Here is a 25,464-nt window from a genome sequence, read left to right on the forward strand (position 1 = left end):
GTGGAGTAAGAATAAGCGAATAATCATGAAATTTCATGTTAGAAAACCTCACATCAGATTGACAAAGAAGTTTACATAGCATAAACTTACATTATCATTAAGAGATTGGTATTGAAGGAGGATGTAGTGGTGAGCGGTAACATCAGGAGGACAATGCCACTTTTTCCAATGAGTATTGTCATGCAGCTGACCGATTTAACTGCACGGCAAATTCGCTATTATGAAGAGCACCAATTGGTTCATCCTGCAAGAACAGATGGCAATCGAAGGATGTTTTCATTAAATGATATCGATCGTCTGCTGGAAATTAAAGAATTACTTGATCAAGGCATAAATATGGCAGGGATCAAAAAAATTCTTGGATTATCTGAATTGGAGCCAACTGAAACACTAGATAAAGAGAAACATTCAAAAGAACAAAGTAAACCAGAATTGACTAATGCACAATTAAGAAAATTACTGCGTGACGAAATTTTACAGGCTGGCCGTTTTACGACAAGAGGCAGCAACCAATCTGGTGATATGCATCGTTTTTTTCATTAAAAATTAAAATATAAAAAGCTTTATTATTCAAGGAGGACGAGGAAGATGGGGAAATACACTGCTGATGACATTAGAAAGTTAGCAAAAGAAGGAAACGTTAAGTTCATTCGACTACAATTCACTGATATTTTAGGAACAATTAAAAATGTTGAAATTCCTGTAAGTCAGCTGGATAAAGCATTAGATAATAAAATGATGTTTGACGGTTCATCAATTGAAGGATTCGTACGTATTGAAGAATCAGATATGCTATTATATCCGGATCTTGATACATGGGTGATTTTCCCTTGGACTGCTGAAAAAGGAAAAGTGGCTCGCCTAATATGTGATATTTACAATCCAGATGGAACACCATTCTCGGGTGACCCACGTGCTAATTTAAAACGTGTATTAGAGGAAATGAAAGAGCTAGGTTTCACAGATTTCAATCTTGGGCCTGAACCAGAATTCTTCTTATTCAAATTGGATCAAGCTGGGGAACCAACTTTGGAGTTAAATGATAAAGGCGGATACTTTGACCTTGCTCCTACAGATTTAGGTGAAAACTGCCGTCGCGATATCGTTCTTGAGCTAGAAGAAATGGGATTTGAAATTGAAGCGTCCCACCATGAGGTAGCTCCTGGACAACATGAGATAGATTTTAAATATGCTGATGCCATTACAGCATGTGATCAAATCCAAACATTCAAATTGGTAGTAAAAACTATCGCTCGTAAACATGGCTTGCACGCAACCTTCATGGCAAAACCATTATTCGGTGTGAATGGATCCGGAATGCATATGAACTTATCATTATTCTCTGATGGGAAAAATGCATTCTATGATACAAAGGGAGATATTGAATTGAGTGATACGGCTCGTCAATTTATCGCTGGTATCATTGAGCATGCACCTGCGTTTACAGCAGTAACAAATCCAACCGTTAACTCATACAAACGTTTAGTTCCTGGATACGAAGCACCTTGTTATGTTGCTTGGTCTGCTCGTAACCGCAGTCCTTTAATCCGTATTCCGGCTTCCCGCGGATTAAGCACACGTGTTGAGGTTCGTTCCGTTGACCCAACTGCAAATCCATACCTTGCAATGGCTGTATTACTTAGTGCCGGTCTCGATGGTATTCGGAATCAGAAAAAAGCTCCGGCTCCAATCGACCGCAATATCTATGTAATGTCTGCACAAGAACGAGAAGAAGAAGGCATTAAAGATTTGCCGTCTACATTGTATCAAGCCTTAGTCGAATTACAAAAAAACCCTATCATCATGCAAGGTCTCGGTGATCATATCCTTGAACACTTTGTTGAAGCGAAAGAGATTGAATGGGATATGTTTAGAACCCAAGTTCATCCATGGGAAAGAGAACAATACATTCAAATGTATTAATAGTGTAAAACCCTTGATACTGCGGTATTGAGGGTTTTTTCTTTTTGTGGGTAAATACGTAATTCTAAGTTGTTTTGAAAAACTGCCCACAATCTGCCCACGAATTTTCAACTAATTTAATATATTCTTCTTGTAATCCTCAAATTTATTCATGCTATCTGCTTCAATTTTTTTGGATACGTGCGAATATACATCGGTGGTAATCTGCATAGAACCATGTCGTAAACGTTCTTGTACATATTTCATGGAAGTGCCTGACTCTAATAATAGAACAGTGTGAGTGTGGAGAAGAGCGTGAATAGACACATACGGAATGTTGGCTCTCTTTAAAATTCGTATTACAGCATTGAACAGGGTAGAGTTGGGAAGGTAATTTCTATCTGGGCGGCTTAGGACTAATTTGAGATCATGGCTGCATTAATCCACTGGATAAAATCCTCTAATTTCTCCATTATATCTTTTTCTATCTTCATGAAAACGTCGAATACATACTTCAGTGATTTGCATGGAACCATGTCCTAATCGTTCTGTAGTTCACTAAAGGACCATAGAATAATATCTGAACACATTATGTCACAATAAAGATTATGTTTACATACGATGTAGGAAAGGGATATCAATGATTTAAGAGTTCTTAAAAAATCAGGGAATGAGACTTTTTTTGCACTGGTATTTATATAATGATAACTATAACTTATGCCATGAGAGCCATTCCGTTAAATTTGGGAACTGATATTTTCTTTCTATTCTTTGTTTTTAGTTTATCGAATATTTTTGAAATTAAACATACTAAATTATTGTAATCAGAGGATGAACCAATTTGAACTGGAAAATTCGTTTTAAAAACCCGACATTTATTATAACTACTGCTATTCCTGGAATGATTTTCTTGGCCCAAATGATTTTAGCTTTCATTAATGAATTTATCACACCGACAGGCTACACCATTACAGATGATGCAGTTAAAGGAATTATGGGTATTGTGAACTTTTTTGCTTTAACTTTCTTGGGTATCGGTGGAGTTGTGGATCCAACCACAAAAGGAATAGCAGACAGCAAACTGGCCATGACATATACCGAGCCAAAAGGATAATCGAGTTCTTAGGGGTTATTAAAAGGGAAGAGTAGTACGGTGTATATGCTCGCATTTGAATAATAAATGTGATCCAAATATCATTCTGATGTTATTTAATATTACTAGGTTGCTTGGCAGGTTTGGTAATATAGGGGTATTTGTTTTTTATGCAAGAAGAAGAGGATAAATGATATATGATTGGGGATTAGGTCAGTCATTGTAATGTATAAGATATGGATATTAAAAAACCCCTCTCAATGATTGAGACGGGGTACTTTGAGTTCTGCGTATCGTTTGGCAACTAAGTGCTTTAGTTGTTCTAAATCTTCCAATGTTGCTTGATTTCCGATAAAGTCTTTAATAACCGGAGGGATTGTTATCTGCTTCGGTTTTTGTGCTGGCTCTTTAATGTCCATTATCATCTATCCTTCTAAAAAACTATTATAAACTGATTATATAATTACATTATTACGTACAGATTAATAGAAGTTTACATTTTTATATAATTATGAAGTCATTTTGGATTTAGTCGTATTTCTTAAATGCAAAAAGAATCCGGCGAATTTGCACGGATCCTTTTTGGATGGGGCATGTAGGATTCGAACCTACGACCTGATGATTAAGAGTCAACTGCTCTACCAACTAAGCTAATGCCCCGTTAGTTGTTTACAATATTATTATACTCTTGTTATAGCGGTAACGATAATTATATGCTCACAGGAAAGGAATTAAGATTAATAAGGGGTTAAAAATACTATACTTTCGAATCGGCACTAGTCATATAATGAACGTATAAATATGACCAATAAACTATTCAATAGGAGGGAGGGCTTGGCCCTCCCATGTAGGAGTGGTTTGAAAAGAACAGGATGATAAGAGGTTTAATAATTTGGGTATTGTTAGTTATTTTCGAGTATTCATAATGTGTATGGCTGTATATTTTGTTTTGCGCTGCTTCTTACCTTAAAGGGAAATATCTACTTACCATCAAAGATTGTACCTTAGCAGCATGATCTGATAAAACAATCGAGCATCTCTGCCCAATTTAGTGTGGGGATTTATTTGAGATCGGAGACAATTTAATAACATCTCGTCACACTGTCTGGTAGGTCCAAATCTTTCATAACAATCATCGTGTTTTTTGCAACATGAATCTACCTGATTGGTAGGACCCCATGGGCCCGAACAGCCTGGACCGCACCAATTGTATCCGGGATAACATAATCCCCTACCTTTTCGCCTTTTTCTTCTATTCATAATGTCACCTCGCATGTTGATTTTTATTAATATATGAAAGATTGGACAAAGTGTAAGGGCAAATAAACGGTTAAAACACCTCCCTGAAAAAAGGTTCAATAAAAAGGGGGAACCGATCTAAAATGATTATTTACAAACGAAGATGTTCAGGAGCGGAACGGATTTTAAGTTGTTTCATAATAAAGAAAAGCCCAGAGTATTTATCTCTGGACTTTAGTCATCATGTTAAATTCGTGGAAAGTATCGCCATATTTAAATCTAACAAACTATTATTTATTTAATTCACGAATGATATGCAGACCTGAAATCCATCCTTGTTTACCATTAGATAGGTTCACTTTATACCATCCATTGCTTGTTATCGGATTGTTCTTAGCATCAACCGATAGCTCAATATATTGGTAATTGGATAGGGTACCAACTACATTACTGCCTGTATTGGCAGCAGCGCGTACATTTAAGCTTGTAGCATCCACACGGGCCAGGTTTTTAACGGACATGTGCTGATAATATTTGCTTAAGCTAATACTGGAGGTAAAATACATCTTTCCATTGTATTTTATTTTTAATGTTTCATCATTATGTTTCTCTAACAAGTTGAAGGTTTCTCCAGCCTGAATGTTTACAGAAGATCCCGAGCTTGTTTTTGTTACATATCCAGAGTTCACCCATCCGGTTTTGCCACTGTACTGAACTTTCATCCAGTTCCCGCTGGTACTAAGGTAAGTGATAGTTGCCCCTTTAGGTATGGTAAGCAGAACAGTTCCATCTATCGATGCCGCTGATCGCAGATTCAGATTAGAAGTTGTTTTGTATCCATTGGCACCAGCATTTTCTCCGGGTGTCAGAGTGATTGTCTTATGAGCAACGGCTAGTGTACCAGCTGGAAAGACATCTTTTGCATCAGGGTAGGAAGGCTTGCTTGGCACCGTTTTATTTGGTGTTGCGTTTTTAGCGCCTTCCTTGCTGTAATTAAGCATGGCGGACATATGTTTAGCTATGGCTTTTCCCCAATTAGAATCGCTGGCGTAAAAGAAATTCATTCCGCTGCTTTGACTGTCTATTCTGTTTCCATTACGATCCTTAACAGTGTTTCCAAGATAAGCGCCCCTATAAGTCCAGTAACCTTCATTTAAATACGTAGCTTTCATCATTTGGGCAATAAATTCTATATTTGATTGGATGGTAGTAAACTTAACCGCACCGACAAATGGAGCAGCATCGTAGGCACCGTACCCAAACAAATTATTTTTCGCCAGGGAAATAGTAGATTTACCGTAATTACTCTCATGAATGGCGTGTGCTGCAAGATATAGTGCATTCACGCCATACTTATTAGCTGCATCAATTACAATATTGCCCTTGTTATATAAGACACTGTTAGCAGATGTTGCGTTATTAGCAATATACGCATTGATCTGAGCAGCCGTTACGGATGATTTAGTCCTTAAATCCATTGTTACATAGGAGTCTGAACTGATTTGATCAGATGAGTCCGAAGCGGGGGCTCCCTTCTCTAGAAATTCAGAGCTGACCCAACCTGTAAAGGAATTATAGGAAACTTTATACCATGTGCCGCTTTTTGAAAGATACGTAACTTGTTTTCCTTTTGGAATGGTTGTAATCTCAGTTGAATCTACTGAACCTTTTGTTCTTAATTTTAAATTAGCAGTCGTGCTGTAAATGACGTCTATCTTCGTTTCCTCTTGTTTATCTTCAGTTGTTTTCTTTAGAAATTCAGAGCTGACCCAGCCTGTTTTATTTCCGTATTTCACCTTATACCAAAAACTGCTTTTTGATAAGTAGGTCACTTTTTCTCCTTTAGAGATAACTGTTAAAACAGAACTCAGACTAGAAGCATCGGCTCTAAGGTTCAGGTTGGCAGTTGTTTGATAGGTAACGTCCTGTTTCGGCTTTTCAGTAGGAGGAATGCTGCTTATTGGTTTGGCAGGAGTAACCCCGTTTAAATAACTGGAACTGACCCAACCGGTTTTCCCATTATATTTTACTTTAAACCACGAACCGTCTTTAGAAACATACGTAACAGATTTGCCTTTAGGAATCGTTGATAGTATAGATCCTTTCGTTGAAGAAGAGGATCGTAAATTCAAATTAGAAGTTGTTTGATACGTCTTCTCTTCCTTTGGCTTTACCACAGGAGAAGGGGTGTTGCTTATAGGTTTGGCAGGAGTAACCCCATTTAAATAACTGGAGCTGACCCAGCCGGTTTTACCATTAAATTTTACTTTAAACCACGAACCGTCTTTAGAAACATACGTAACAGATTTGCCTTTAGGAATCGTTGATAGTATAGATCCTTTCGTTGAAGCAGAGGATCGTAAATTCAAATTAGAAGTTGTTTGATACGTCTTCTCTTCCTTTGGCTTTACCACAGGAGAAGGGGTGTTGATTATAGGTTTGGCAGGAGTAACCCCATTTAAATAACTGGAGCTGACCCAGCCGGTTTTACCACTATATTTCACTTTAAACCACGAACCGTCTTTAGAAACATACGTAACGGATTTGCCTTTAGGAATCGTTGATAGTATAGATCCTTTCGTTGAAGAAGAGGATCGTAAATTTAAGTTTGCCGTAGCAGTATAAGTTAAGGAGTTACTAGAAGCAACTTTTACAGTCGCTGTTTCCTCTTTTGCGGTCTCTTTTTTTACGTAATCCGAGCTTACCCATCCTGTAGTAGTTTGATATTTTACTTTATACCAAGAACCGCTGCTAGATATATAGGTTATAGATTTGCCTTTAGGAATTGTTTTCAGGACTTTTCCGTTACTGGATGCTATTGATCTAATATTTAGATTCGCGGTTGTGTGATAGTTAGAGACAATCGCTTTACTTGGGCTGTTTTTTGTTATTTTTTTCGCATATTGGTCATTGATCCAACCAGTCCGATTGTTGTAGTTAACTTTAAACCACGAACCACTTTTCGAAATATAAGTAACCTGTTTCCCTTTTGGAATGGTTAATAAAATAGCACTTTTGGTAGAACTGCTGGCCCGTAGGTTCACATTAGCAGTCATTTCGTAATACGTTGAACTAGCTGCTTCCGCTTTTATTGTATCCAATAATTTTAATGAAGTATCTCCGCTATAAAGGATAAATCCTGCAGATAATAAGAGTGTTGTCCCCTTTTTGATCAATGGCTTACGACGTGCCTTATGATTTTGCAAATGTACATCCTCCTGTATTCTCCCTCTTTTCCCATAAAGTCTAGTTGTTTAGTGATTAAATTCTAAAATTAAATATGTAAAAGTGTGCAACTAAAATATATGGGCATCATAGAATGTTATAGAGGGGTGCTATATCACTTATCGACATAATTGTATGAAATTTAATGGAAAATGTAATTTAACATAAAATAGATGTTATTTTTTCATTAAAAAAAGGAATAAAGGTAATAATAAGGATGGAAAGGGGGAGGACAATGGAAGGGTATTTGCCAAAGTTGACAAAAAAATTGAGTAGTTATTGTTTACACCAAGATTTGAAAAGCAAGGTGAAAAATGGTCATTTCACACTTATCTCAGATAATGATTGGGGCAAGAAAGTATATGATGACTTAGGTATGGAATACCACTCGCCATTTATAGGTATGTTCATATTTGCACCAGACTATATTGAACTTGTATCTAACTTTGAACACTATATGAAATCTCCCCTTAAATTTACACTTCATTCAAAATATGATGGCATAAAAGGTGTCTATCCAATTGGTTTGTTGGACAAAAAAGTGGAAATACATTTTTATTCCTATAAATATAAACAAACGGCATTAGAAGACTGGAACGAGAGAATTCAACGTATAAATTGGAACCAATTATTTTTTAAATTCAGTGATCAGTATCAGTGCAGAAAAGAATATATCGAAACGTTTAACCAATTACCATTAAGTAATAAAGTGTGCTTTACGGCAAAGCCAATGGGACATTTAGAGAGTATCATCTATTTTTCAAATCAATCTTTAGAAACAAAAATAGAACATGAACTAACTTCCTATAAAAAATACTTTGATGTAGCTGAATGGCTTAACACTGGGCAAGTCATCAAAAAAGAACCAAAAAAAAGAAAAGCTATTTTTGAACTGCAATTTCCATTTAAATTGATAGGTAATAAATAAACAGATATTTTGACGCCGGATTTTATCCGGCGCTTTTTTATGTATAGGAACGATTATTAAGTATGTCTTCTTGTCCAAAACAATCGGCGATATTTTAGATAAGGAATCTTGGAATCGTTCTCATAACAAATCAGGTACTTACGATCGGGATTATATCTTGCTTTGATTAAATCATATATGAATCGGTATAATACGGTTTTTACCAGCAGTTGTTTTAGTTCCGCCGATCATATATCTTTATACTTTTTCATTTTCGATTTCCAAAAGTTCGGTAATTCGCATGCCTGTATAAAGTAATATGATGGCCGTATCGGTATAAGGATGCTCAAAAGATTTTATTGCATTTATCTGATCTATTGTAAAAGGCAATTTTGGCTTTTTGTTTTCATGGATCTTGTGGAAAGTACAAATGATAGGTTGATAGTTTTCTATAACTTCAACGGTGAAACTGCAAACTTATGGGATATTGCAGAAGATTGCAAACGGCAAGTTTCAATGATAACAGGAAGCATGAAAACCCTTGAAAAATTTCAAGAAAGTCTATCAATTGAGCAACACAATAGAATGGAAAGCAAAATTAATCAACTTATAGAGCAACATATTGTACAAGAAGGCGATCTAAATTATTCAGAAAAGCTTACACTTGAATTACCGAATAATTTTTCTGATAAGCCAGAATCAGAAGAATAATAAAAAGCACCTTCACAGGTGCTTTTTATTATTGCATTTTACAATTATTTCAATATAATATTTTCATATAAAGGAGGAAATCATCGTGAAAAAATTATCTGTTTTATTGCTTAGTGCCATTTTACTTTTGACAGGTTGCGGCAGTAGCATCCCTGACGGAATGGATCAAGAAACCTATGATTTGGGAATCCGTGCCATTGAAATCATAGAAAAATATAATAACGCCGAAATATCAGCAGATGATTGCCATGATCGACTGGATAAAATATATGATTCATTGAAAAATTTAGAGTTAGAAGAAGACTATACCAGCAAAAATTTATCTTTAAAAATTTATATCCAGTCTTATACATGGAATCTACTGAAACCAGGCGGCGATACCTATGAACAAGAAAAAAACATAAAAGAAACACTGGGAATAGAATAAGACATAGAAAAACCACCCTTGAATGGGTGTTTTTTTTATTTTGATACATTCACACAGATATTTTACCAAAATAATTAAATTACAAAATAACAAATGAGCAACCACTAAGGAGGTACAATATTATGGAAGTATTGATAAGACTTACAAAATCTTAGTAGTAAGCACGAATGAGGTGCAGAAATTCACAACAAGCCTGACAGAAAAGGAATTTTACAAGAACTTAGATGCAGTATATGGAGCAGGAAATTACACAGCTCTGGATGTAGAATAAATCACAAACCGGTCGCGGAATGTATGGCCAAACTTGTGTGGGGATCGTAACCTTCCAATCACCAATAAAAATAATCACTGCTCTTTTCCGACATTTGATTGATGAAGTCATGGACGCGGATGTAATTGAAGATATTTTAAGTGAAGCAAAAACTGATAACATGGGAAAAGACATTATTGTTTATTTTCCAAGTATCGAATGTGAATAAAAAATAGAGGTTCTTCGGGACCTCTTTTCTTTAATATACATGTAATCTACAAAAAGGCTTGTAAAAGTTGGTATTATAATATTTGAAACTTATCTCTCTGTTGGTTCGTATGTATAGTATGATAAAATAGCCTTAGAAAGGGGTGACTGTTATGTTCTATGTTATCCTGCTGGGATTGGTAGGAGCCACAACCGTAGTTTTTCTGCAAGACGCAAAGTCGGGAGAACCTAAACAGGAACGACTGGCCAATGTAATGAAGCGAATAGCTGGAAAAAATCAAAAAGACCAGTTTGTATGCACTCAATTAGATGAACGTTATGCATCTTATGTATACGAAATGGATTCAAATATACTATCTATTTTGGCTGGGCCGGATTATATTACGATTAATGCCCAAAGAGCCAAAACAAAACAGCCATTACTGGGCGTTCGTTATGATACAAGATCGAGAGTCTATACAGAGAAGAAGATTTCCGAACAGTTATTGAAAAAAGAAAATGATATAGAAAAGATAGATCTTTTTTTACAATGGGCTATAAGGAATTTCCAACCCGAAAAGACAAAATTATTATATAAAAATAACAAAAACTATACGGCGCTTATTAATGAACTGGAAGATGCGAGGAATCGAAACCGCCTTTCATCACCGATCGATCATGCTTTCACGCAAATCATCCCTAGTTTAGGTTATTTGCTGGAGCATATAGAGTTAATTACAGACATTGATTATGAGCATCAGGTTAAGGAGACACTAATCAAAGATTTACGAAAGCTGATTGCTGACTTTATTCAATTGGGTACGAAACAACAAGAAAAATATGAGCATGATACATTAAACCGATTAATTACCATACAGGAGAGAATTACACAAATCCGTAGACATATTGACAATAAAAGAGAATTCGATTTAAAGAAAACACTAACTACGATCGATCAACGATATGAAAAATAATACTGATTAAGAGGTGAAAAGCCAATGAGTGAACAAAACAGGGATTTTGATGAAACAGTAATTCAATCCGTCATTAATCCTGACGATATGAAAAAATTAAACGAAGAAGCAAGTCAGGTCATCAAGAAAATATCTGATACGGATACACATAATATTGATTCAGTTTTGGAGCAATTAAGCAATTTCGGCGGAAATGAACAAAGGATGGCAGGAGAATCGTTAAACAGCCTGCGAAGACCTGTTAAAGATATGATGGATAATAAAGATAATCATGATATACCAAGTAATTTGTTGAAGCTTCGTGAAGCGGTATCCGACCTGAATCCAAAAGCTTATCAAACAAAAGGAATAGCCAAGATCGTTCCGAAGTTTTTACGAAAGAATTCTAACGAAAAATTTATTGCCAAATATCAAACAGTAGAAAAAAATATCGATGAAATCGTCCAGTCCTTGCTAAGAGGTAGAGACATGCTTCAGGAAGATAATGCAGAGCTTGATGTCATTAAGAAGGATGTCCACGATAAGATTTACCTGCTGGACAAACAAGTCTATATGGGGCGGCATCTGTTCCAAATGATTGAAGATAAAAGGAACGAACCTGAATGGCAAAATAAGCAGCAGCTTGTCAATGAAGCACAGGAGAAAATCATTGTCAGAACAAAAAATATGAGTTCCATGGTCAATGTTTTGCAACAGTCCCTTGCTTCAGTAGATATTATCAAGAAAAATAATGATAAATTGAAAGAAGCTATTCGAAATGCGATTGATACAACCAAAAATCTGGCTCCTGTCACATCTGCTATTCACATGGCCTTGCAAAACCAGGAAAGAATCATTACGGCGATCAATGACGTTAATGAAGCTACAGAAAACATCATCCTGGCCAATGCGCAAATGTTAAAAGAAAATACGGAGAAAACAACCAAGCTTCTGGAGAATCCATCCATCTCGATCGAAAAGTTACAAAAGGCTTATCAAGATATTTATTCAGCTATTGAGACTCAGGAAGCATCCAGCCGCAGGATTATCGCGAGCAGTAAAGAGTTTGTGGAGAAGCTCGATGATATGAACAAAGAAATGAAAACGAAATTATTAAATCAATAAGGGGGGAAGATAAATGCAATATGTTAGATATTCTCTCTTGCTGCTAACATGTTATATGACCGTCATGTTAAGTGGAATGATCCCGGTAATATTCTTTGATTCATTCGGAATGTTCCTCGGTTCCTATATTTCGATGTCGATTGGGATAACCATTCTCCTGTTCGGATTATTTTTTATTAAGATGAAAGAAAATCATTCCTTGAAAATGAGGCTGTTTGTTATTAACACCATAGCTTTCCTGCTATTCCATTTTAATTTTGCGGGATTTGCTTCATACAGCTCAATGGTGCTTTGTTATCCTATCCTTGCAGTTTTAACATTGGTTGTATATGACAAATACTATAAAAAACAGAAGGAAAGAACAACTATAGTTTACTACTAAAACGTCGAATGAATCGGCGTTTATTTTTTTGTCGTTTTTGTCAGGGGGTAGTATTTCTAATAGCTAATATAGAAGGCTGCAGTGTAAAGAAATGGTACTAATGATTTTTGTATATTATACTTTAAAAGGATTATCATTGGGCTAATGAAATGACTTGCAATCCTTAGAACTAATTGCATTAAGTGCGGTATAGTACCATATTAGTAGGAGGAACTATTTTGAAAAAACTTATTTTGATCACGTTGCTATTATCGGTGTATTTTGTACCAACTGCTTTTGCACATTCTCATTTAGAGAGTTCTGCACCAGCCGATGGCCAGGTTGTCACAGAAGTGCTGCGTGAAATAGCATTAACCTTTGATGGGAAGGTTGAACAAGGAAGCACTTTTGAATTAATGTATTCAGATGGAAAAGTTATTTCAATCGAAGACAGTACTATTACAGATAATAAAGTTATAGGTACCCTTCCAAATGGTTTAGGGAATGGAACTTATAATGTTGTATGGAGTATCATCAGTGCAGATGGACATCAAATCGAAGGGGAGTTTTCATTTGAAGTAGATATCGCGGAGACTGAAACACCAGCATCTACTGATAATAATGAAGAAGAACCAGTGAATGAAAATATGGAAGACAGTGACACAAATCAGGAAGATGTAGATGTAAGTGAACAAGGATCTGAACAAAAAGCAACTGAGACAGAAAATGATGTTGCTAGTGATCAATTAGAAAACAAAGGTTCTTCCACCCTCGTTCCTATTCTTGCCGTACTGTTAATATTGGCTATGATTATCATCTTTATTCTATTAAGGAGAAAGAAATAATCAGTGGCTTCTGTAATGGTAAGCGAAATTTTGCTATATCTTTGTTTTTCCATTTTAATGGGTAGCTTTATTTTAACCATGGTTCCAAGTCATTTTCGTCCAGGTCTACTTGTGAGCAAAAGATATATGATTTTAGCTGCAATCGGAATAGCACTATTTTCCTTTATGCCCATACTTGTACTAATCGTAAATCTGCAGCAAACATTAGGATGGCAAGATGGATTGCAACTGGTACTGTTGACCTTTGATATTGGGAATGCGTGGATTTTTACAACCATTGTTGTTTTGATTTTACTCGTAGTTATTACTAAATTTTATCAAGCGGAAAATCCTACCTATTCTTGGATTGGATGTTTATTAACAATATTTTTAATTATTGGACTTGCATGGTCCAGTCATGCAAGTTCCTTGGAACAAGGAAAAGGGTTTTTAACACATATTATCCATTTTACTGCTGTTACTGTTTGGGTTGGAATCATGTATGTTGCTAGCTGGTTTTCCAAAGATCAAGAAAATTGGCTTCGTTTTTTGCATTGGTTTACTCCTCTTGCAATTAGCTGCGTCCTCGTGATAACGGCTTCTGGAATTGCCCTTATGAGTTTCGTGATGGATATCTCGCAATTTCCAAACTCTTGGATGATTGATTATGGTCAATATTTATTAATAAAACATATACTAATTATTTCATTGCTTGTCTTTGCTGTGATCAATGGCATATTCATTCGGCGGAGATTAATTAAAAATCAAAAATTTAATCCTGTTCCCTGGATGAAAGCTGAAAGTATCGTTGCGCTCCTTGTTTTTTCAGCAACTGCTGCAATGAGCCAACAATCTCCTCCTAGTGCAAGTATGCTGGAACAGGAAGGACTATCTTTCCTATTTGAACTCTTTTATCAAGGTCAGTATTATCCGGGAATGGAAGTTCAACTGAGTGTAAATTCAATGAGCATTTTCCTTATTATTATTGCGTTCCTATTTTTAGCTATGATTTTATATTCCTTCTTTAAAAAAACATCGCCCATCATCACAGTTTTGCTTAGTATCCTTTTTGTCTTTTCTAGCTATTTGGCGATAATCATGAGTATCAGTTGAAAGGAAGCTGGCTTTAATTGAGGAGAACAAGATATAAATACTTACCGTAGATTTTAGGTTGGATAGTAATTCTAATAGTAGATAGAAAAGATATAAGGTATACCATCGAGCATGAGGATGCTTTACTTCAATGTTATGACTTATGTTTTGTGATATGAATGCCACCTTTTTTAATAGGTTAGTATTTAAACAGAAAGACAAGCTGGAAGATTCAGTACCGGCTTGTCTTATTTTAATTGTTTAATAATCTAGGTTTTCTTTAGGGGTAATTGCAGTGTGCATCAAGGTTGAAGGAGTACTCAGTAGGCTCAACTAGACCGAAGAAATGCTTTGAATGGAGTTTGACCTTTATATTATCTAAATTTATAAAACAATATTTTTCTTTTATATAAGTTTACTTTACTTTTATATAAGTATGGTTTATTGTATGTTTATGGTTAAAAAAGGAAGGTGTTGACCTTGAAAGATGGAATTGAGGACTACATTGAAAATAAAGTGTATGAGCATCGAGTCTTAAAAAGATTGTCCCAGAAAGAATTAGCTGACGCTGTAGGAGTATCTAAACAAACCATATATGTTATGGAGAAGAATAACTACTCTCCTTCTCTAGTTTTAGCTTATCGAATAGCAGATTTTTTTAACGTAGAGGTTAACGATATTTTTACTTATATGAAGGGGAGTGATCAAAAATGAAAAATGAGTCTATATCGGAAATATCAAATACCATTTTTAATCCCTTAAAAATATGGGCGGAGAAATCAACTGGTAACTGGAATATGCTTATTGGCAGCGGGTTTGTATTGCTTTTAGTGGGAACGATTCTGATATACGTATATTATAAAAAAATAGGTAAACCTGACGAAAGAACTAATCCCATACACTTAAAAAGTACCTTCATTATGTTAGGTGCAGTCATTTTGTGTGACATAATTTTCCCGAAAGAATATATGTGGCAAATTTTCTTCTTATTTAAATATTCCTTTGCATTCATCGCTTCAGGAATATATCTGGCTATTCGATATAAAAGAGATTTTTAAACGAAGGAACTAAACAAGAGTAACAGATGCTTAAAGTTTCATCATCTAAACTCAAAAACTAATATCTATTGTGCCTGCTATGATTGATCACCATTAAGAGACAGTTTACAATGGGGATCAATAACTGTTGTTCATGAAAAATTGTCATACTTAATCAAGGAAAAGGGATTAGACCTAATCAAAGACTGCTATCGGGCAGTCTTTTTTTAAAAACGGGGAATCTTCCCTAAGCGAAAATGTAGGTTTAGGTTGGAACTACCAGGATTAACAGAGCATTAGATTGTCAGTTTGGTATTCTTTTCTCCTGCTACTAAGGGAAGGTTGGTTCGAGTATTAAGTAAGGCCAAAAACCATTATTTGTTAAACAAGGATACTCAATTCCAATTTGATGCTATATAATAATTATAAATACGCCTCTGTAGCTCAAGAAGGGAAGAGCGCCGTAAAACAATTGTATAAACGGGTCGCAAGGTAAGGGTTTCAGAAGCACCGAAAAGCAAATTAGCTGAGACAGGTGAAATTCCTGTCGGTGAAATTCCGTAGGGAAGCGTGTTCTCCCTAACCTATGCTCACGAAAGGAGTACGGGTTCGAATCCCGTCGGAGGCATACATCTTTTATTCCACGTTTAGGGTCAACTTTATATTACGAAAAAGGAATAACAGAAAATCGAGACTGTCAAATTGGCGGTCTTTTCTTGTGCTGATAAAGGGACAGCCCTCAGTAATGAATGAAAAGTGTTTGAGTAAATTTTATGAAAAAATACTTAAAGTAACGAAGGCATTACTCCGATATCAAGGGTGGGGCATCTCTTTTATGCAGTTAAAGGGGATGGTTAGCAATAAGGATAGATTTGAATAATTAAAATGGTAAATTATTACAAATTTATTGGTTTGGAGGAGATTAGATTGTTCTTTGTTGGAATAGCGGTTCTAATTGTAATAGTTGTGTCTACAAGTACGATAGAAAAGAGTTTAAAGTCGATGGAAAAACAAAATGCTATAGTCATAGAGCTTTTAAAAGAAATTCGTGATAAACATTAATATGTCTTATTTCTAAGGGAGCAGGTTACAGAGCAACTTAAACAACTATTCTCAGCAGATGTGATGGAATATATATAGCCAATTTGTTGAAGTTAAACAGGGGGTAGGGATATGAAAGAGACCGAGTTTTATGCTTATCATATTGTTACTAATAAAGAAATGAGTATTGGACAGATTATTAATTTTGATAGGAACCAAAAAAACACCTTATATCGCTTCTTTTTTGAAAGGGAAATATTAAATTCTAAAGACGAAGACTTTATGCAGGTTTTATTCAGTCATTTTACAAATGAAGGCTTGTACTTGAATACAGAGAATGCCAAGGTAGTTGTAGATTATGCGGATCAAACAATCAGAGCAATAAGAGAAGTGATAGCAGAAATGGTTAGACTGCAAGAATACCCTGTCTATCCCTCAAGATTATCTTGCTTATATGCTGCAAAAAGCTATGAAGATGCTCTGAAATGGAAAGAGTTATTTGATACTTACCACCGAAAAGTTCTTCAGATTGTTAAGTTACGAGTAGTAGGAAATTATTTTGAGGGTGATGGAGACCTTTTACCAAAGGCAGATGGAGTTCCTTTCTCAAAAAAAATCGAACAAGCCAGAGAATATTGGAAGGGTAATCTAAAAAACAATCTTCCCGAACTATTGATTAACGGAAAAATTGAAGTGGTGGAAATTATACACGATTACGCCTTAAGTAAATTTAGTTAGGAAAGTCCGAATAAAAAGACGTACTTTTATCTCTTTAAACAAGACTGGAAAATGGACAGTTATTTCTTATGCAGATAAAACAGTTAGATCAAGGAGGATTATGTAATAAGTAAGGTCATATTCGATCTCTATTTGTTTATTTATGGTAAAATAACTAAAATATAACTAATGGATATAGGAGAGAGATTATGAAATTTGTTTTTGTATTTGGACCGCAAGCGGTTGGTAAAATGACAGTCGGGCAAGAATTAGCAAAGATAACGGATTTGAAACTTTTTCATAATCATATGACAATTGATTTGGTTAATCATTTCTTTGACTACGACACTAAAGAAGGAAAGAGATTAGTCAATTTGTTTCGTCAAGAGATATTTGAAGAAGTATCGAAAAGCAGTTTGGATGGAATGATTTTCACATATGTTTGGGCATTTAATATGCAAGAAGACTGGGATTATGTTAATCAGGTTTCTCAGTTGTTTGAGTCCAGAGGAGGAACTGTTTACTTTGTGGAACTTGAGGCTGATTTAGAAGAAAGGCTTAAGCGAAATAAAAGTTCTAATAGACTTGAACATAAGCCATCGAAAAGGGATATTGAGTGGTCTGAAGATGAGTTGAAAAAGTCGATGGAGATATACAGATTGAATTCTTTAGAAGGAGAAATTAAACATTTAAACTATATAAAAATAAACAATACAAACTTGGATGCGCAAGAAGTGGCAAATATCATCAAAGAGAACTTCCGCTTATAGTATTGAAAATACTTAAGCCCATTTAACGAGGGGTACAGTGGGAACTGAGCTATATTAAAAGCTTACTGATAAAAACAGTGGCATTGATCCCAAAGGATGAATGTCTATTTGTGATGAATATCATATAGAAGTAAAGTAGCGTTTACCGGAAAATCGATATTATAAGCGGTATTTTCTCATAGATTGTATTTTTACAAATCATCGTAGGTAGTGAGGGGATAAAAAATAGCCATTCTTTGTGAAATGGCTTGTTTGTAGCATTTAAAATAGGTTAAAAGTAAATGACGAGCATAAGGACTAAACTAACAATTGTATACAGAACTGCCCCATAAAATACTCCGCCCACGTTAACTTTCAACTCATTGTTATCCTTCTGTACTTGCCAGGTCGCTTCACTTGCTTCTAGAGTAGCTCCCTTCGATAAATATCCTCCGCTGCTATTAAAGAGGAACATAATGACAGTTATACCTAAACCTATAAAGAAGCTCCATTCACTATAAGAAAAAGGTATGATTGCACTTGCTATCCAAACAAATGCTCCAATGATTATCGAGGTAATCATTGCCCACTGTATGATTTTTTTCATTCAATATAACCTCCTATATTTAATAACTAGTACGGAATAATTTTAACAAAGTTACAAATTTTTGTAAAATTCACAAAAATTATACGTTGGCTATTTAATTTGCTGAATAGTTATTAATACTTTAATTTAATTTCTCTTTAAATAAATGGATTAAAATATGAAAACATCAAAAAAGTTGAGAGGAGTTTCAACTAAAGGAAATACCGAATACAATTAATCATTTTAATAGCATTTTCGATATTAATTTATAATACTGGAAGGGAATGATACCTTAAGAATGGAAATATAATGTATAGAAGATAGACGTATAGTTATTTTTTAAAGGATTGAAGGGGCGATAAGATGTGAATATGATAGCAAAGTTCAAACTCATATTTTATGCAATAGTAGTCTTTTCAATCTATCTGTATGCCATTATTTATGCTACTGGAGATCATGAATCATTTTTGAGTAACAAGCCTCCAAAACAAACCGCTGACTCGTCAGAAAGAGCTTTCATTAGGAAAAGTGTAAAGATAAAGATTGTGCTTTTGGATTCAACTGGAAAAAACCTCCGTGAAACTGATGTATTTATCAAGAATAACCAAAAGAAAGAGGAGGTTGAACCACTAAAGATAAAAACTAACCTAAAAGGGGAAGTTGAGTTAAATATGGAACCTGGTTCCTATCTCATATACTTAGATAAAAACCCCTCCAGTCAAAATCTAATAACCATTAACTCTAATGATGAAGGTAAATCTATATCACTTATGTTTTAATTGAGCCGTACTACGCCTATTCCAAAGCAAGGCTTCTTTTGGTTTATATATGTTTCAGACTTTTTTTAACAGGTTATAAAAGTTTGCTAAATTTAAGTTCACCCAAATAGGTTTTCAACGATTTAGGGTATTAATTTATAAAAAAAGTACTTAAAGGGAGGAATGGGTATGCAACAGGTCATTGCTTTAGGGGGTGGCGGTTTTTCAATGGAACCGGATAATCCTTTATTGGATCAATATATATTGAAACAGGTTGCTGCTAAAAGACCGAAAATATGTTTTATTGGGACAGCCAGCGGGGATGCAGAAGGATATATCAAGCGATTTTATGATTTTTTTAGTAGGCTGGAATGCGAACCTACCCACTTATCCTTATTTAAGCCACCTACAGAAAATATACAAGATTTTATTCTCGAGCAGGATATTATATATGTTGGCGGAGGAAATACAAAGAACTTATTGATTCTCTGGAAAGAATGGGGTTTGGAAGATATTCTTCAAACAGCCTATCAACGAGGGATATTACTATGTGGAATCAGCGCAGGTGCGATTTGCTGGTATGAGGAAGGAATAACAGACTCCTATGGTGAGAAATTAGAACCAATAAAGGCTCTGGGAATATTGGCGGGAAGTCATTCACCACATTATGATGGTGAAACGAATCGAAGACCAGCTTATCAGCAGATGATTAAGGACAGGCTCTTAAAACCAGGGATTGCCGCTGATGACGGAGTAGGGCTTCATTATATGAATGGCAAACTATTCAAAGTGGTTAGCTCACGTCCACACCCAGCAGCTTATAAAGTTGAAATAGTTGAAAATTCCATTCAAGAAACGATTCTTCCAGCCTATTATTTAGGAGAGAATTCTTTTTAAATAGATAAAACCTATAGCTTTGTATACATAATTAAGTTTAGATAAATGTTTATAACTCCATAATCTAAGGAAGAGTGAAATAGCACGTAGAACAAAGTCAGAAAATTTAAATAATTTGAGTGTGGGGAAATAAATGGGGTGTAAATAATGAAAATTGCGATTGCAGGAGGAAGTGGATTTGTCAGAAAAGAATTGGCAGCCTTATTTATTGGTGTCTTTATTTTTCACGTTATCAGACATGGATGGCCGTCCTTTCTGTTTAGATTAAAAATAGTAAATTCTACAAGGCGGAAGAGGTGGTATGATGCAACTGGAGTAAGGAAGCAAAAAAATCTAAAAGCTACATGACAAAACCATGCTCTTTGAAGCGGCAGAATAAAAAAAGAAGAGTCAGTATTTTTACTGACTTTCTTTTTGTTCCTTTAATATTTCATCAACATCTTTTTCGATTCCTGGTTTCACCAGATCTTCTCGCACTTCTTTTGAAAAGCTTACACTCCCATTGAATTCGTCTTCATCTCCAAGCACATCTGCTGAGAAACGATATTTCGGATTATCATTTAAGTAGCCATCAATATAGACCCCCATAGGAGTTTGCCCTGATTCTGTGTAAGTAATGGTTTGAATATCTTTGAAGTTGTAACGGAAGAATAATTCGATTCTTGGCTTCTGTTTCTCCCAAAAGGTAGTTTCTTCAGCTTCAGCTTTTTCCACCTTTTTTTTCTGCATATACATACCTCCTGCTATTACTGCCAATAAAATAACTATAGCACCAATAATAATGGACTTTTTTCTCATGTATCATTTTCCCTTTTATAGAATTTATAATTTAATATTAATACAAAAATGGTAAATTATACAATTTAAGTGGGGTGGGAAAATGGAATTACCTTACACTTCAAAAAAGGTTTCAGTTTTAGAGTTTTATAGTTTTGCAGAACAGAGTTATAAACCTAATTTTTGGGTCCTGTTAACTTGACAGTCCCAAATCCACTGAGAATGGCTGATTTCGGGAAGGCGCTGGGAAAAGCTCTTCATAAGCCACACTGGATAATGATTTCTTCCATGTTTATGAAAATGGCTTTGGGAGAGATGATTACGTTAATTGTGGAGGGATAAAAGGTAATTCCTAAAAGATTAATTAAATCTGGATACACATTTTTGTATCCAGATTTAAACTCTGCTTTAAAGCAATTAGTGAAATAGAAAAAGGACTCTGAAGTGAAAACAGAGCCCCTTAGTTATTTCATTTATCTTGATGGAATTCATGGTCATCATCTAATTGAACGTCATCATGCTGATCCTCTATACTAACTTCTTGTTCTTCTGCCCAAAGTTGTGGGCCAAAAAATAAAGGCCTTTTTCTTTCTAGGTTTTTTGAAATTCCAATTATTTTTTTTAGGCGTATGGCTATGATGCTGCTTTGACCCCGATTACTTGTAAGCAACAATAGAAAGTCGCTTTTCAATTTTTTTAATTCTCCATAATATGAACCCTCAACAGTAATAACCTGAACCTGTTCACCAATCAGGTCAGAAGCATATTCAAAGAAATCCTCATCATGTTCTCTGCTCAATTGTTCTCTCTCCTTTCTATATAATTAGTTAATGCACATGGTTAAATTTTGCATGGGCTATTGCTCAGAAGAGAGGATATATATGCTTTGGCAATGGGTATAGAAGAAACAAAGTGATAAGATAAACATATAAACCGTACTATTCAACCCAGAATAGTACTATTCGATAAGGGAGCTGGCACCATGCAGGATTATATAACAAAGCAACAAGAGAATATTTTGCAACCATTAAAAATAGCTGCGAAAAAGTTTTCTGAAAGAGCACCAAAATATGATGAGGAAAGGTCATTCCCTGCCGAAAATATTGATGATTTGAAAAAAATAAAATATACAACCCTAACCTTGCCAAGAGAATATGGAGGGGCCGGGGAAGGGTTAATGACCTTTTTATATGGACAGGAAATTATCGCTCAACATTGCGGCTCAACCGCGCTCGCGATTGGGTGGCACAATATGGTGGTACTGGAGCTCTTAGAAAATGAAACATGGACTGATCGGAATAAAAAGAAATTATTTAAAGAAATTGCTGAAGGAGCATTGATTAATCGTGCAGCTTCGGAACCAGCGACAGGCAGCCCAACAAGGGGTGGAAGACCGCAGACGGTTGCGCGCAAAGAAGGCAGTCAATGGATTTTGAATGGAAAAAAAACGTACACCTCACTGGCTCCGGCACTGGATATCATTCTTGTCAGTGCCTGGATACCAGAAGAAGAGACAATAGGTTGGTTTAAAGTGTACAAAAATCAGAGCGGCTTGAGTATTGATGAAACATGGGATATGATTTCCATGCAAGGGACTGGCAGCCATGATTTAATCCTAGAAAATGTCGTGTTATCTGAAGAAGATTATGTGGAAAAAGCAACTGCCAGAAAAGCTTCAGGCTGGCTATTACATATACCTGCCTGTTATTTAGGCATTGCAACTGGTGCACGTAACTATGCCATCCAATTTGCAAAAACGTACTCCCCAAACAGCTTAAACGGAACTATCTCGGAATTGCCTCATATTCAGGCTAAAATTGGACAAATGGAGCTTGAACTGATGCAATCTAGAAGCTTTCTGTACTCAGTTGCCGATCGCTGGGACCAGTATCCAGAGAAACGGGAACAGATGGGTTCTGAACTGGCAGCTGTCAAAACAGCAATAACCAATCAGGCAATCTCAATCGTAGATATAGCCATGCGAATTGTAGGAGCCCAAAGTCTGCAGCGGAAAAATCCTATGCAAAGATATTATCGTGATGTAAGAGCTGGACTGCATAATCCTCCGATGGACGATTCCACGTTGAGCTTACTGGCGAAGAGTGCGTTGGAGGATTCGTTAGAATAGAATGTCGTGACCAATCAAGGGTAACTATCAAATTAAGTTCACAAATATCAGTGCATCTACTATTACCGATTCATATGGACTCATGAATTACAGGAAAGTGAATCTGCAGAGTCGAGTCATAAGCATAGATTAAGAATCAAGGGAGGCTGGGACAAAAGGTATTCAGTCAATAAAAAACCGTACTATTTTCTAAAACTCTTATCTTGATAGAGTATCAGAATAGTTCGGTTTTTATTTTTTTTCTGCTGTTGAATACCTACTAATTATTCGGCTTTAGAGTGGAAGTTTTGTTCTGTTCCAGCTTCTTTATTTCTATATGGGTTTCATTATTGAAATTATTGGCTCTGTTACATTCGCATCTGACTTAATCATAGTAAAAGACTCTTTAGAAAACGTCAGTATTGCGAAACATCGGGATGACAAAAAAGAGAAGAGGGAAGTCTCCCTTTCTTTATAGTTACTGAGAATGTAAGTTTCCTTCAATAAATTGATTGACCGTGTGATTGAATTTTTTTCGCTCCTCCCAGAAAGGACCATGCCCGCTATAATAAAACTGGACAAGCTTTGAATTTCTTATCTTTTGCTTTAATTCTTCTGCCTGTACAAATGGTATAACTTTGTCGTGAATACCATGAATAATTAATGTTGGGGCATGAATTCTTGGTAAATCTTCATATAGTTTCTCATTCTTTAGCATCCTGATTACAGCTGCTGTAGACCAGCCGGCTGCTTGTAATCCCAATTGAAAAAACCACTCAGAGAATGGATTGGTGATATTTTGAAAGAAAAAGCTTTCTGTGACTTCACGCATCATTTTTGGCCGATCATTCAAGGATAAGTTAAGTAAGTGTTCCGCCGTTTCTGCGGTAAACCCAGTAGGAGCTGCTGAGTCTACAAGAATGAGCTTGGAAACTTCATGACCATTATGCCTTGACATATATCGCAGAGCAATTGCCCCACCCGTGGAGTGACCTAAGAGAGTGAAATCCTTTATTTCAAGAATCTCTACTACTTGCCTTAAATCATCTGCCAGTTGATTATAATTATAGCCATGCAGTGGTTTGTCAGACCGCCCAAACCCTCTCCAATCGATTCCAATACAACGGTACCCTAATGACGGAAGAACATTAAACTGATACTCAAACTGCTCATGGCTTAATGGCCAGCCATGTAAGAACACTATTGGGATATTGCCTTCAGGATTTAAATCTTCCACATACAAATTGACGTCCTCTTCAACACTAACATAATATCCCACATTCAATTCCCCCGTATCAATAAAGTGTCTACAAAAATATACTATTCATCAGGTGAATCATAAATGTATACATATATGCCACGTAATGCTTAAAGTTATCCTTGCAATCACAATCTTTACTTAAGGAAAGATTAGGATAATAAGTATGATCAGGAAGTAATTCATGCTGAGCTTGATACTAATGGCAAAGTTGCAATGTGGCTAATAATAATCAGGCAGTCGCAAAAGGAACAAGCAGGGCAGGCTGAATTTATGATACGTTCAGCGATCTATGCATGGGGCAAGTGTTCTTCATTGTAAAGAATACAATCATCGTCAAATTATTGGGACATGATGATAGTGTTTAAAGGGATACCCTCCAACCTAATTTATGTATGCCGTCCCCTAAATCTTATTAGATAGCAATAAGGCTCAAACTTTTGATATATCTTGGATTGACTCTTTTTAAATTAAACGCATGATTAATTAAAAATATTTAATAATAAAGAAATAAGAGGTGAAAAATAAAAGGCAATCATCCTTTAGGGTGCTTTCTTTAGCAGGAAAACATATCCTATTGTCGAATGTATAGAGCGAAAGGTGGTGTTTATATATGAAAGTAAAAGTAGTAAAAGCATCCGATACTAACATATTAGAGAGTAAGATTAATACAGCTTTAAGTGACTTATCACTTAATCAGATAATTGATATTAAATTTGCAGGTGCTTACGATGGTAAAGATGAATCTTTTGCGGCGATTATTATATATAATTAAAATTTTAAAAAGGACCTAATTAATATTGATGTGCCCCCAAAAAAGTCAGTGTCCCTATCAATCGGCTTATTGGCTGGTGTGACCGCTGGGCTCATGCTAGCCAATTAGCTTCAGTATGTTTGTAAATTTCCGTTAGGATCGGTATTGAACCATGCCAGAATTTTAAATTTTAAAGAAGATTAATTCATAAGGTTTAGTGTGTTTATAGAGGGTAAGAGTCTAATAATTTGCTATTTTAAAATATGTCTGTTATTCTAAAGAAGAATTATTTTTGTTCGGCGGTTTCAGATTGATAAACAATTTTTGATTTTCGTCTAAGGTATTTGAGCAGGGATAGTAACACATTGTGTGGAAACACACTAGGAGGCAACAATTATGGAACAAGGTAAAGTGAAATGGTTTAATGCAGATAAAGGTTTTGGATTTATTGAACGTGAAGACGGAGA

General features: G+C 35.5%; 30 protein-coding genes, 1 tRNA gene and 1 pseudogene. 23 read left to right on the forward strand and 9 right to left on the reverse strand.

Translation table 11 applies throughout. The features are described from left to right. Positions 1-129 precede the first annotated feature (129 nt). A complete protein-coding gene (locus AC4G3L_RS11725; RefSeq protein ID WP_491077132.1) occupies positions 130-543 on the forward strand; it encodes a MerR family transcriptional regulator in 414 nt (137 codons plus the stop codon). A gap of 45 nt (positions 544-588) precedes the next feature. Next, positions 589-1,923: a type I glutamate--ammonia ligase gene (glnA, locus tag AC4G3L_RS11730; protein ID WP_491077133.1), complete on the forward strand. Its 1,335-nt coding sequence runs from the start codon at positions 589-591 to the stop codon at positions 1,921-1,923. A gap of 111 nt (positions 1,924-2,034) precedes the next feature. Here glnA and AC4G3L_RS11735 read toward each other — a convergent pair. Then, positions 2,035-2,334 (reverse strand): annotated as a pseudogene (locus tag AC4G3L_RS11735) (tyrosine-type recombinase/integrase); the annotation flags it as partial. 409 nt (positions 2,335-2,743) lie between these two features. Here AC4G3L_RS11735 and AC4G3L_RS11740 point away from each other — a divergent pair. After that, positions 2,744-3,016 (forward strand): phage holin, encoded by a 273-nt coding sequence (locus AC4G3L_RS11740; protein ID WP_491077134.1) that lies wholly within the window; start codon positions 2,744-2,746, stop codon positions 3,014-3,016. Positions 3,017-3,252: 236 nt separating this feature from the next. Here the strand turns inward: AC4G3L_RS11740 and AC4G3L_RS11745 are convergent, their stop codons facing one another. From AC4G3L_RS11745 to AC4G3L_RS11760, 4 genes are all read right to left on the reverse strand, one after another. After that, positions 3,253-3,420: a hypothetical protein gene (locus tag AC4G3L_RS11745; RefSeq protein WP_491077135.1), complete on the reverse strand. Its 168-nt coding sequence runs from the start codon at positions 3,418-3,420 to the stop codon at positions 3,253-3,255. A gap of 162 nt (positions 3,421-3,582) precedes the next feature. Then, positions 3,583-3,655: transfer RNA gene (locus AC4G3L_RS11750), tRNA-Lys, on the reverse strand. Between the two features lie 330 nt (positions 3,656-3,985). Next, complete coding sequence (locus AC4G3L_RS11755; RefSeq protein WP_491077136.1) at positions 3,986-4,270, reverse strand: Parvovirus coat protein VP1-like protein; 285 nt, start codon at positions 4,268-4,270, stop codon at positions 3,986-3,988. A gap of 254 nt (positions 4,271-4,524) precedes the next feature. Beyond that, positions 4,525-7,440, reverse strand: a complete 2,916-nt coding sequence (locus AC4G3L_RS11760) for an SH3 domain-containing protein (RefSeq protein WP_491077137.1) — start codon at positions 7,438-7,440, stop codon at positions 4,525-4,527. 254 nt (positions 7,441-7,694) lie between these two features. Here AC4G3L_RS11760 and AC4G3L_RS11765 point away from each other — a divergent pair, with 254 nt between their 5' ends. From AC4G3L_RS11765 to AC4G3L_RS11825, 13 genes are all read left to right on the forward strand, one after another. After that, positions 7,695-8,387, forward strand: coding sequence for a DUF1919 domain-containing protein (locus AC4G3L_RS11765; RefSeq protein WP_491077138.1), 693 nt, complete (start codon positions 7,695-7,697; stop codon positions 8,385-8,387). 387 nt (positions 8,388-8,774) lie between these two features. Then, positions 8,775-9,077, forward strand: coding sequence for a hypothetical protein (locus tag AC4G3L_RS11770; RefSeq protein WP_491077139.1), 303 nt, complete (start codon positions 8,775-8,777; stop codon positions 9,075-9,077). A gap of 85 nt (positions 9,078-9,162) precedes the next feature. Continuing rightward, the gene (locus AC4G3L_RS11775; RefSeq protein WP_491077140.1) at positions 9,163-9,504 is read left to right on the forward strand and encodes a hypothetical protein; all 342 of its coding nucleotides are present in this window, start codon (positions 9,163-9,165) and stop codon (positions 9,502-9,504) included. A 290-nt stretch (positions 9,505-9,794) separates the two neighbouring features. Continuing rightward, entirely contained in the window at positions 9,795-9,983 is a 189-nt protein-coding gene (locus AC4G3L_RS11780; protein WP_491077141.1) for a hypothetical protein, read from the forward strand. Positions 9,984-10,134: 151 nt separating this feature from the next. Continuing rightward, positions 10,135-10,935, forward strand: a complete 801-nt coding sequence (locus AC4G3L_RS11785) for a hypothetical protein (RefSeq protein WP_491077142.1) — start codon at positions 10,135-10,137, stop codon at positions 10,933-10,935. A gap of 24 nt (positions 10,936-10,959) precedes the next feature. Continuing rightward, positions 10,960-12,039 carry a toxic anion resistance protein gene (locus AC4G3L_RS11790; protein WP_491077143.1) on the forward strand — a complete coding sequence of 360 codons (1,080 nt, stop codon included), beginning with the start codon at positions 10,960-10,962 and terminating at the stop codon, positions 12,037-12,039. A 13-nt stretch (positions 12,040-12,052) separates the two neighbouring features. Beyond that, the gene (locus AC4G3L_RS11795; RefSeq protein ID WP_491077144.1) at positions 12,053-12,421 is read left to right on the forward strand and encodes a hypothetical protein; all 369 of its coding nucleotides are present in this window, start codon (positions 12,053-12,055) and stop codon (positions 12,419-12,421) included. Between the two features lie 218 nt (positions 12,422-12,639). Continuing rightward, positions 12,640-13,245: a copper resistance CopC family protein gene (locus tag AC4G3L_RS11800; protein WP_491077145.1), complete on the forward strand. Its 606-nt coding sequence runs from the start codon at positions 12,640-12,642 to the stop codon at positions 13,243-13,245. Between the two features lie 3 nt (positions 13,246-13,248). Next, positions 13,249-14,337, forward strand: coding sequence for a copper resistance D family protein (locus tag AC4G3L_RS11805; protein ID WP_491077146.1), 1,089 nt, complete (start codon positions 13,249-13,251; stop codon positions 14,335-14,337). 450 nt (positions 14,338-14,787) lie between these two features. After that, entirely contained in the window at positions 14,788-15,030 is a 243-nt protein-coding gene (locus AC4G3L_RS11810) for a helix-turn-helix transcriptional regulator (RefSeq protein WP_491077147.1), read from the forward strand. Continuing rightward, a complete protein-coding gene (locus AC4G3L_RS11815; RefSeq protein WP_491077148.1) occupies positions 15,027-15,374 on the forward strand; it encodes a DUF2178 domain-containing protein in 348 nt (115 codons plus the stop codon). The genes AC4G3L_RS11810 and AC4G3L_RS11815 overlap by 4 nt, the downstream gene beginning before the upstream one ends. A 1,152-nt stretch (positions 15,375-16,526) precedes the next feature. Then, complete coding sequence (locus AC4G3L_RS11820) at positions 16,527-17,132, forward strand: DUF2441 domain-containing protein (protein WP_491077149.1); 606 nt, start codon at positions 16,527-16,529, stop codon at positions 17,130-17,132. 188 nt (positions 17,133-17,320) lie between these two features. Then, on the forward strand, positions 17,321-17,881 hold the full coding sequence (locus AC4G3L_RS11825; RefSeq protein WP_491077150.1) for an AAA family ATPase: 561 nt from the start codon (positions 17,321-17,323) through the stop codon (positions 17,879-17,881). Positions 17,882-18,152: 271 nt separating this feature from the next. Here AC4G3L_RS11825 and AC4G3L_RS11830 read toward each other — a convergent pair whose 3' ends face one another. Beyond that, entirely contained in the window at positions 18,153-18,467 is a 315-nt protein-coding gene (locus tag AC4G3L_RS11830; RefSeq protein ID WP_491077151.1) for a hypothetical protein, read from the reverse strand. A 344-nt stretch (positions 18,468-18,811) separates the two neighbouring features. Here AC4G3L_RS11830 and AC4G3L_RS11835 point away from each other — a divergent pair, with 344 nt between their 5' ends. The 3 genes from AC4G3L_RS11835 (at position 18,812) to AC4G3L_RS11845 (ending at position 20,449) form a co-directional block, all read left to right on the forward strand. Then, positions 18,812-19,225, forward strand: a complete 414-nt coding sequence (locus AC4G3L_RS11835; protein ID WP_491077152.1) for a hypothetical protein — start codon at positions 18,812-18,814, stop codon at positions 19,223-19,225. Between the two features lie 168 nt (positions 19,226-19,393). Next, positions 19,394-20,101 carry a Type 1 glutamine amidotransferase-like domain-containing protein gene (locus AC4G3L_RS11840; RefSeq protein ID WP_491077153.1) on the forward strand — a complete coding sequence of 236 codons (708 nt, stop codon included), beginning with the start codon at positions 19,394-19,396 and terminating at the stop codon, positions 20,099-20,101. A 147-nt stretch (positions 20,102-20,248) separates the two neighbouring features. After that, positions 20,249-20,449 (forward strand): hypothetical protein, encoded by a 201-nt coding sequence (locus AC4G3L_RS11845; protein ID WP_491077154.1) that lies wholly within the window; start codon positions 20,249-20,251, stop codon positions 20,447-20,449. Between the two features lie 51 nt (positions 20,450-20,500). On the opposite strand, the gene AC4G3L_RS11850 is transcribed toward AC4G3L_RS11845, so the two are convergent. Further along, positions 20,501-20,830, reverse strand: coding sequence for a DUF1433 domain-containing protein (locus tag AC4G3L_RS11850; protein ID WP_491077155.1), 330 nt, complete (start codon positions 20,828-20,830; stop codon positions 20,501-20,503). A 396-nt stretch (positions 20,831-21,226) separates the two neighbouring features. On the opposite strand from AC4G3L_RS11850, the gene AC4G3L_RS11855 reads away from it, so the two are divergent. Further along, entirely contained in the window at positions 21,227-21,307 is an 81-nt protein-coding gene (locus AC4G3L_RS11855; RefSeq protein WP_491077199.1) for a DUF1731 domain-containing protein, read from the forward strand. A 40-nt stretch (positions 21,308-21,347) separates the two neighbouring features. Here AC4G3L_RS11855 and AC4G3L_RS11860 read toward each other — a convergent pair whose 3' ends face one another. Then, positions 21,348-21,677, reverse strand: coding sequence for a hypothetical protein (locus AC4G3L_RS11860; RefSeq protein WP_491077156.1), 330 nt, complete (start codon positions 21,675-21,677; stop codon positions 21,348-21,350). Between the two features lie 183 nt (positions 21,678-21,860). Here AC4G3L_RS11860 and AC4G3L_RS11865 point away from each other — a divergent pair, with 183 nt between their 5' ends. Beyond that, complete coding sequence (locus tag AC4G3L_RS11865; protein WP_491077157.1) at positions 21,861-23,006, forward strand: acyl-CoA dehydrogenase family protein; 1,146 nt, start codon at positions 21,861-21,863, stop codon at positions 23,004-23,006. Between the two features lie 457 nt (positions 23,007-23,463). On the opposite strand, the gene AC4G3L_RS11870 is transcribed toward AC4G3L_RS11865, so the two are convergent. Next, positions 23,464-24,264 carry an alpha/beta fold hydrolase gene (locus AC4G3L_RS11870; RefSeq protein WP_491077158.1) on the reverse strand — a complete coding sequence of 267 codons (801 nt, stop codon included), beginning with the start codon at positions 24,262-24,264 and terminating at the stop codon, positions 23,464-23,466. Between the two features lie 592 nt (positions 24,265-24,856). Between AC4G3L_RS11870 and AC4G3L_RS11875 the strand changes: the two genes are divergently transcribed. Both AC4G3L_RS11875 and AC4G3L_RS11880 read left to right on the forward strand, forming a co-directional pair. Further along, positions 24,857-25,018 carry a sporulation protein Cse60 gene (locus AC4G3L_RS11875; RefSeq protein WP_491077159.1) on the forward strand — a complete coding sequence of 54 codons (162 nt, stop codon included), beginning with the start codon at positions 24,857-24,859 and terminating at the stop codon, positions 25,016-25,018. 375 nt (positions 25,019-25,393) lie between these two features. Then, on the forward strand, positions 25,394-25,464 hold a 71-nt coding region (locus AC4G3L_RS11880; RefSeq protein WP_491077200.1), incomplete at its 3' end, for a cold-shock protein.

The sequence above is a fragment of the Bacillus sp. z33 genome (assembly GCF_058313615.1).

Bases quoted from the DNA above. Each gene is read 5' to 3' on its own strand.
- glnA (WP_491077133.1), top strand. From the start codon at position 589: ATGGGGAAATACACTGCTGATGACATTAGAAAGTTAGCAAAAGAAGGA.
- AC4G3L_RS11745 (WP_491077135.1), bottom strand. From the start codon at position 3,420: ATGATAATGGACATTAAAGAGCCAGCACAAAAACCGAAGCAGATAACA.
- AC4G3L_RS11755 (WP_491077136.1), bottom strand. From the start codon at position 4,270: ATGCGAGGTGACATTATGAATAGAAGAAAAAGGCGAAAAGGTAGGGGA.
- AC4G3L_RS11765 (WP_491077138.1), top strand. From the start codon at position 7,695: ATGGAAGGGTATTTGCCAAAGTTGACAAAAAAATTGAGTAGTTATTGT.
- AC4G3L_RS11770 (WP_491077139.1), top strand. From the start codon at position 8,775: ATGGATCTTGTGGAAAGTACAAATGATAGGTTGATAGTTTTCTATAAC.
- AC4G3L_RS11780 (WP_491077141.1), top strand. From the start codon at position 9,795: ATGTATGGCCAAACTTGTGTGGGGATCGTAACCTTCCAATCACCAATA.
- AC4G3L_RS11785 (WP_491077142.1), top strand. From the start codon at position 10,135: ATGTTCTATGTTATCCTGCTGGGATTGGTAGGAGCCACAACCGTAGTT.
- AC4G3L_RS11790 (WP_491077143.1), top strand. From the start codon at position 10,960: ATGAGTGAACAAAACAGGGATTTTGATGAAACAGTAATTCAATCCGTC.
- AC4G3L_RS11795 (WP_491077144.1), top strand. From the start codon at position 12,053: ATGCAATATGTTAGATATTCTCTCTTGCTGCTAACATGTTATATGACC.
- AC4G3L_RS11815 (WP_491077148.1), top strand. From the start codon at position 15,027: ATGAAAAATGAGTCTATATCGGAAATATCAAATACCATTTTTAATCCC.
- AC4G3L_RS11820 (WP_491077149.1), top strand. From the start codon at position 16,527: ATGAAAGAGACCGAGTTTTATGCTTATCATATTGTTACTAATAAAGAA.
- AC4G3L_RS11825 (WP_491077150.1), top strand. From the start codon at position 17,321: ATGAAATTTGTTTTTGTATTTGGACCGCAAGCGGTTGGTAAAATGACA.
- AC4G3L_RS11830 (WP_491077151.1), bottom strand. From the start codon at position 18,467: ATGAAAAAAATCATACAGTGGGCAATGATTACCTCGATAATCATTGGA.
- AC4G3L_RS11840 (WP_491077153.1), top strand. From the start codon at position 19,394: ATGCAACAGGTCATTGCTTTAGGGGGTGGCGGTTTTTCAATGGAACCG.
- AC4G3L_RS11845 (WP_491077154.1), top strand. From the start codon at position 20,249: ATGAAAATTGCGATTGCAGGAGGAAGTGGATTTGTCAGAAAAGAATTG.
- AC4G3L_RS11850 (WP_491077155.1), bottom strand. From the start codon at position 20,830: ATGCAGAAAAAAAAGGTGGAAAAAGCTGAAGCTGAAGAAACTACCTTT.
- AC4G3L_RS11865 (WP_491077157.1), top strand. From the start codon at position 21,861: ATGCAGGATTATATAACAAAGCAACAAGAGAATATTTTGCAACCATTA.
- AC4G3L_RS11875 (WP_491077159.1), top strand. From the start codon at position 24,857: ATGAAAGTAAAAGTAGTAAAAGCATCCGATACTAACATATTAGAGAGT.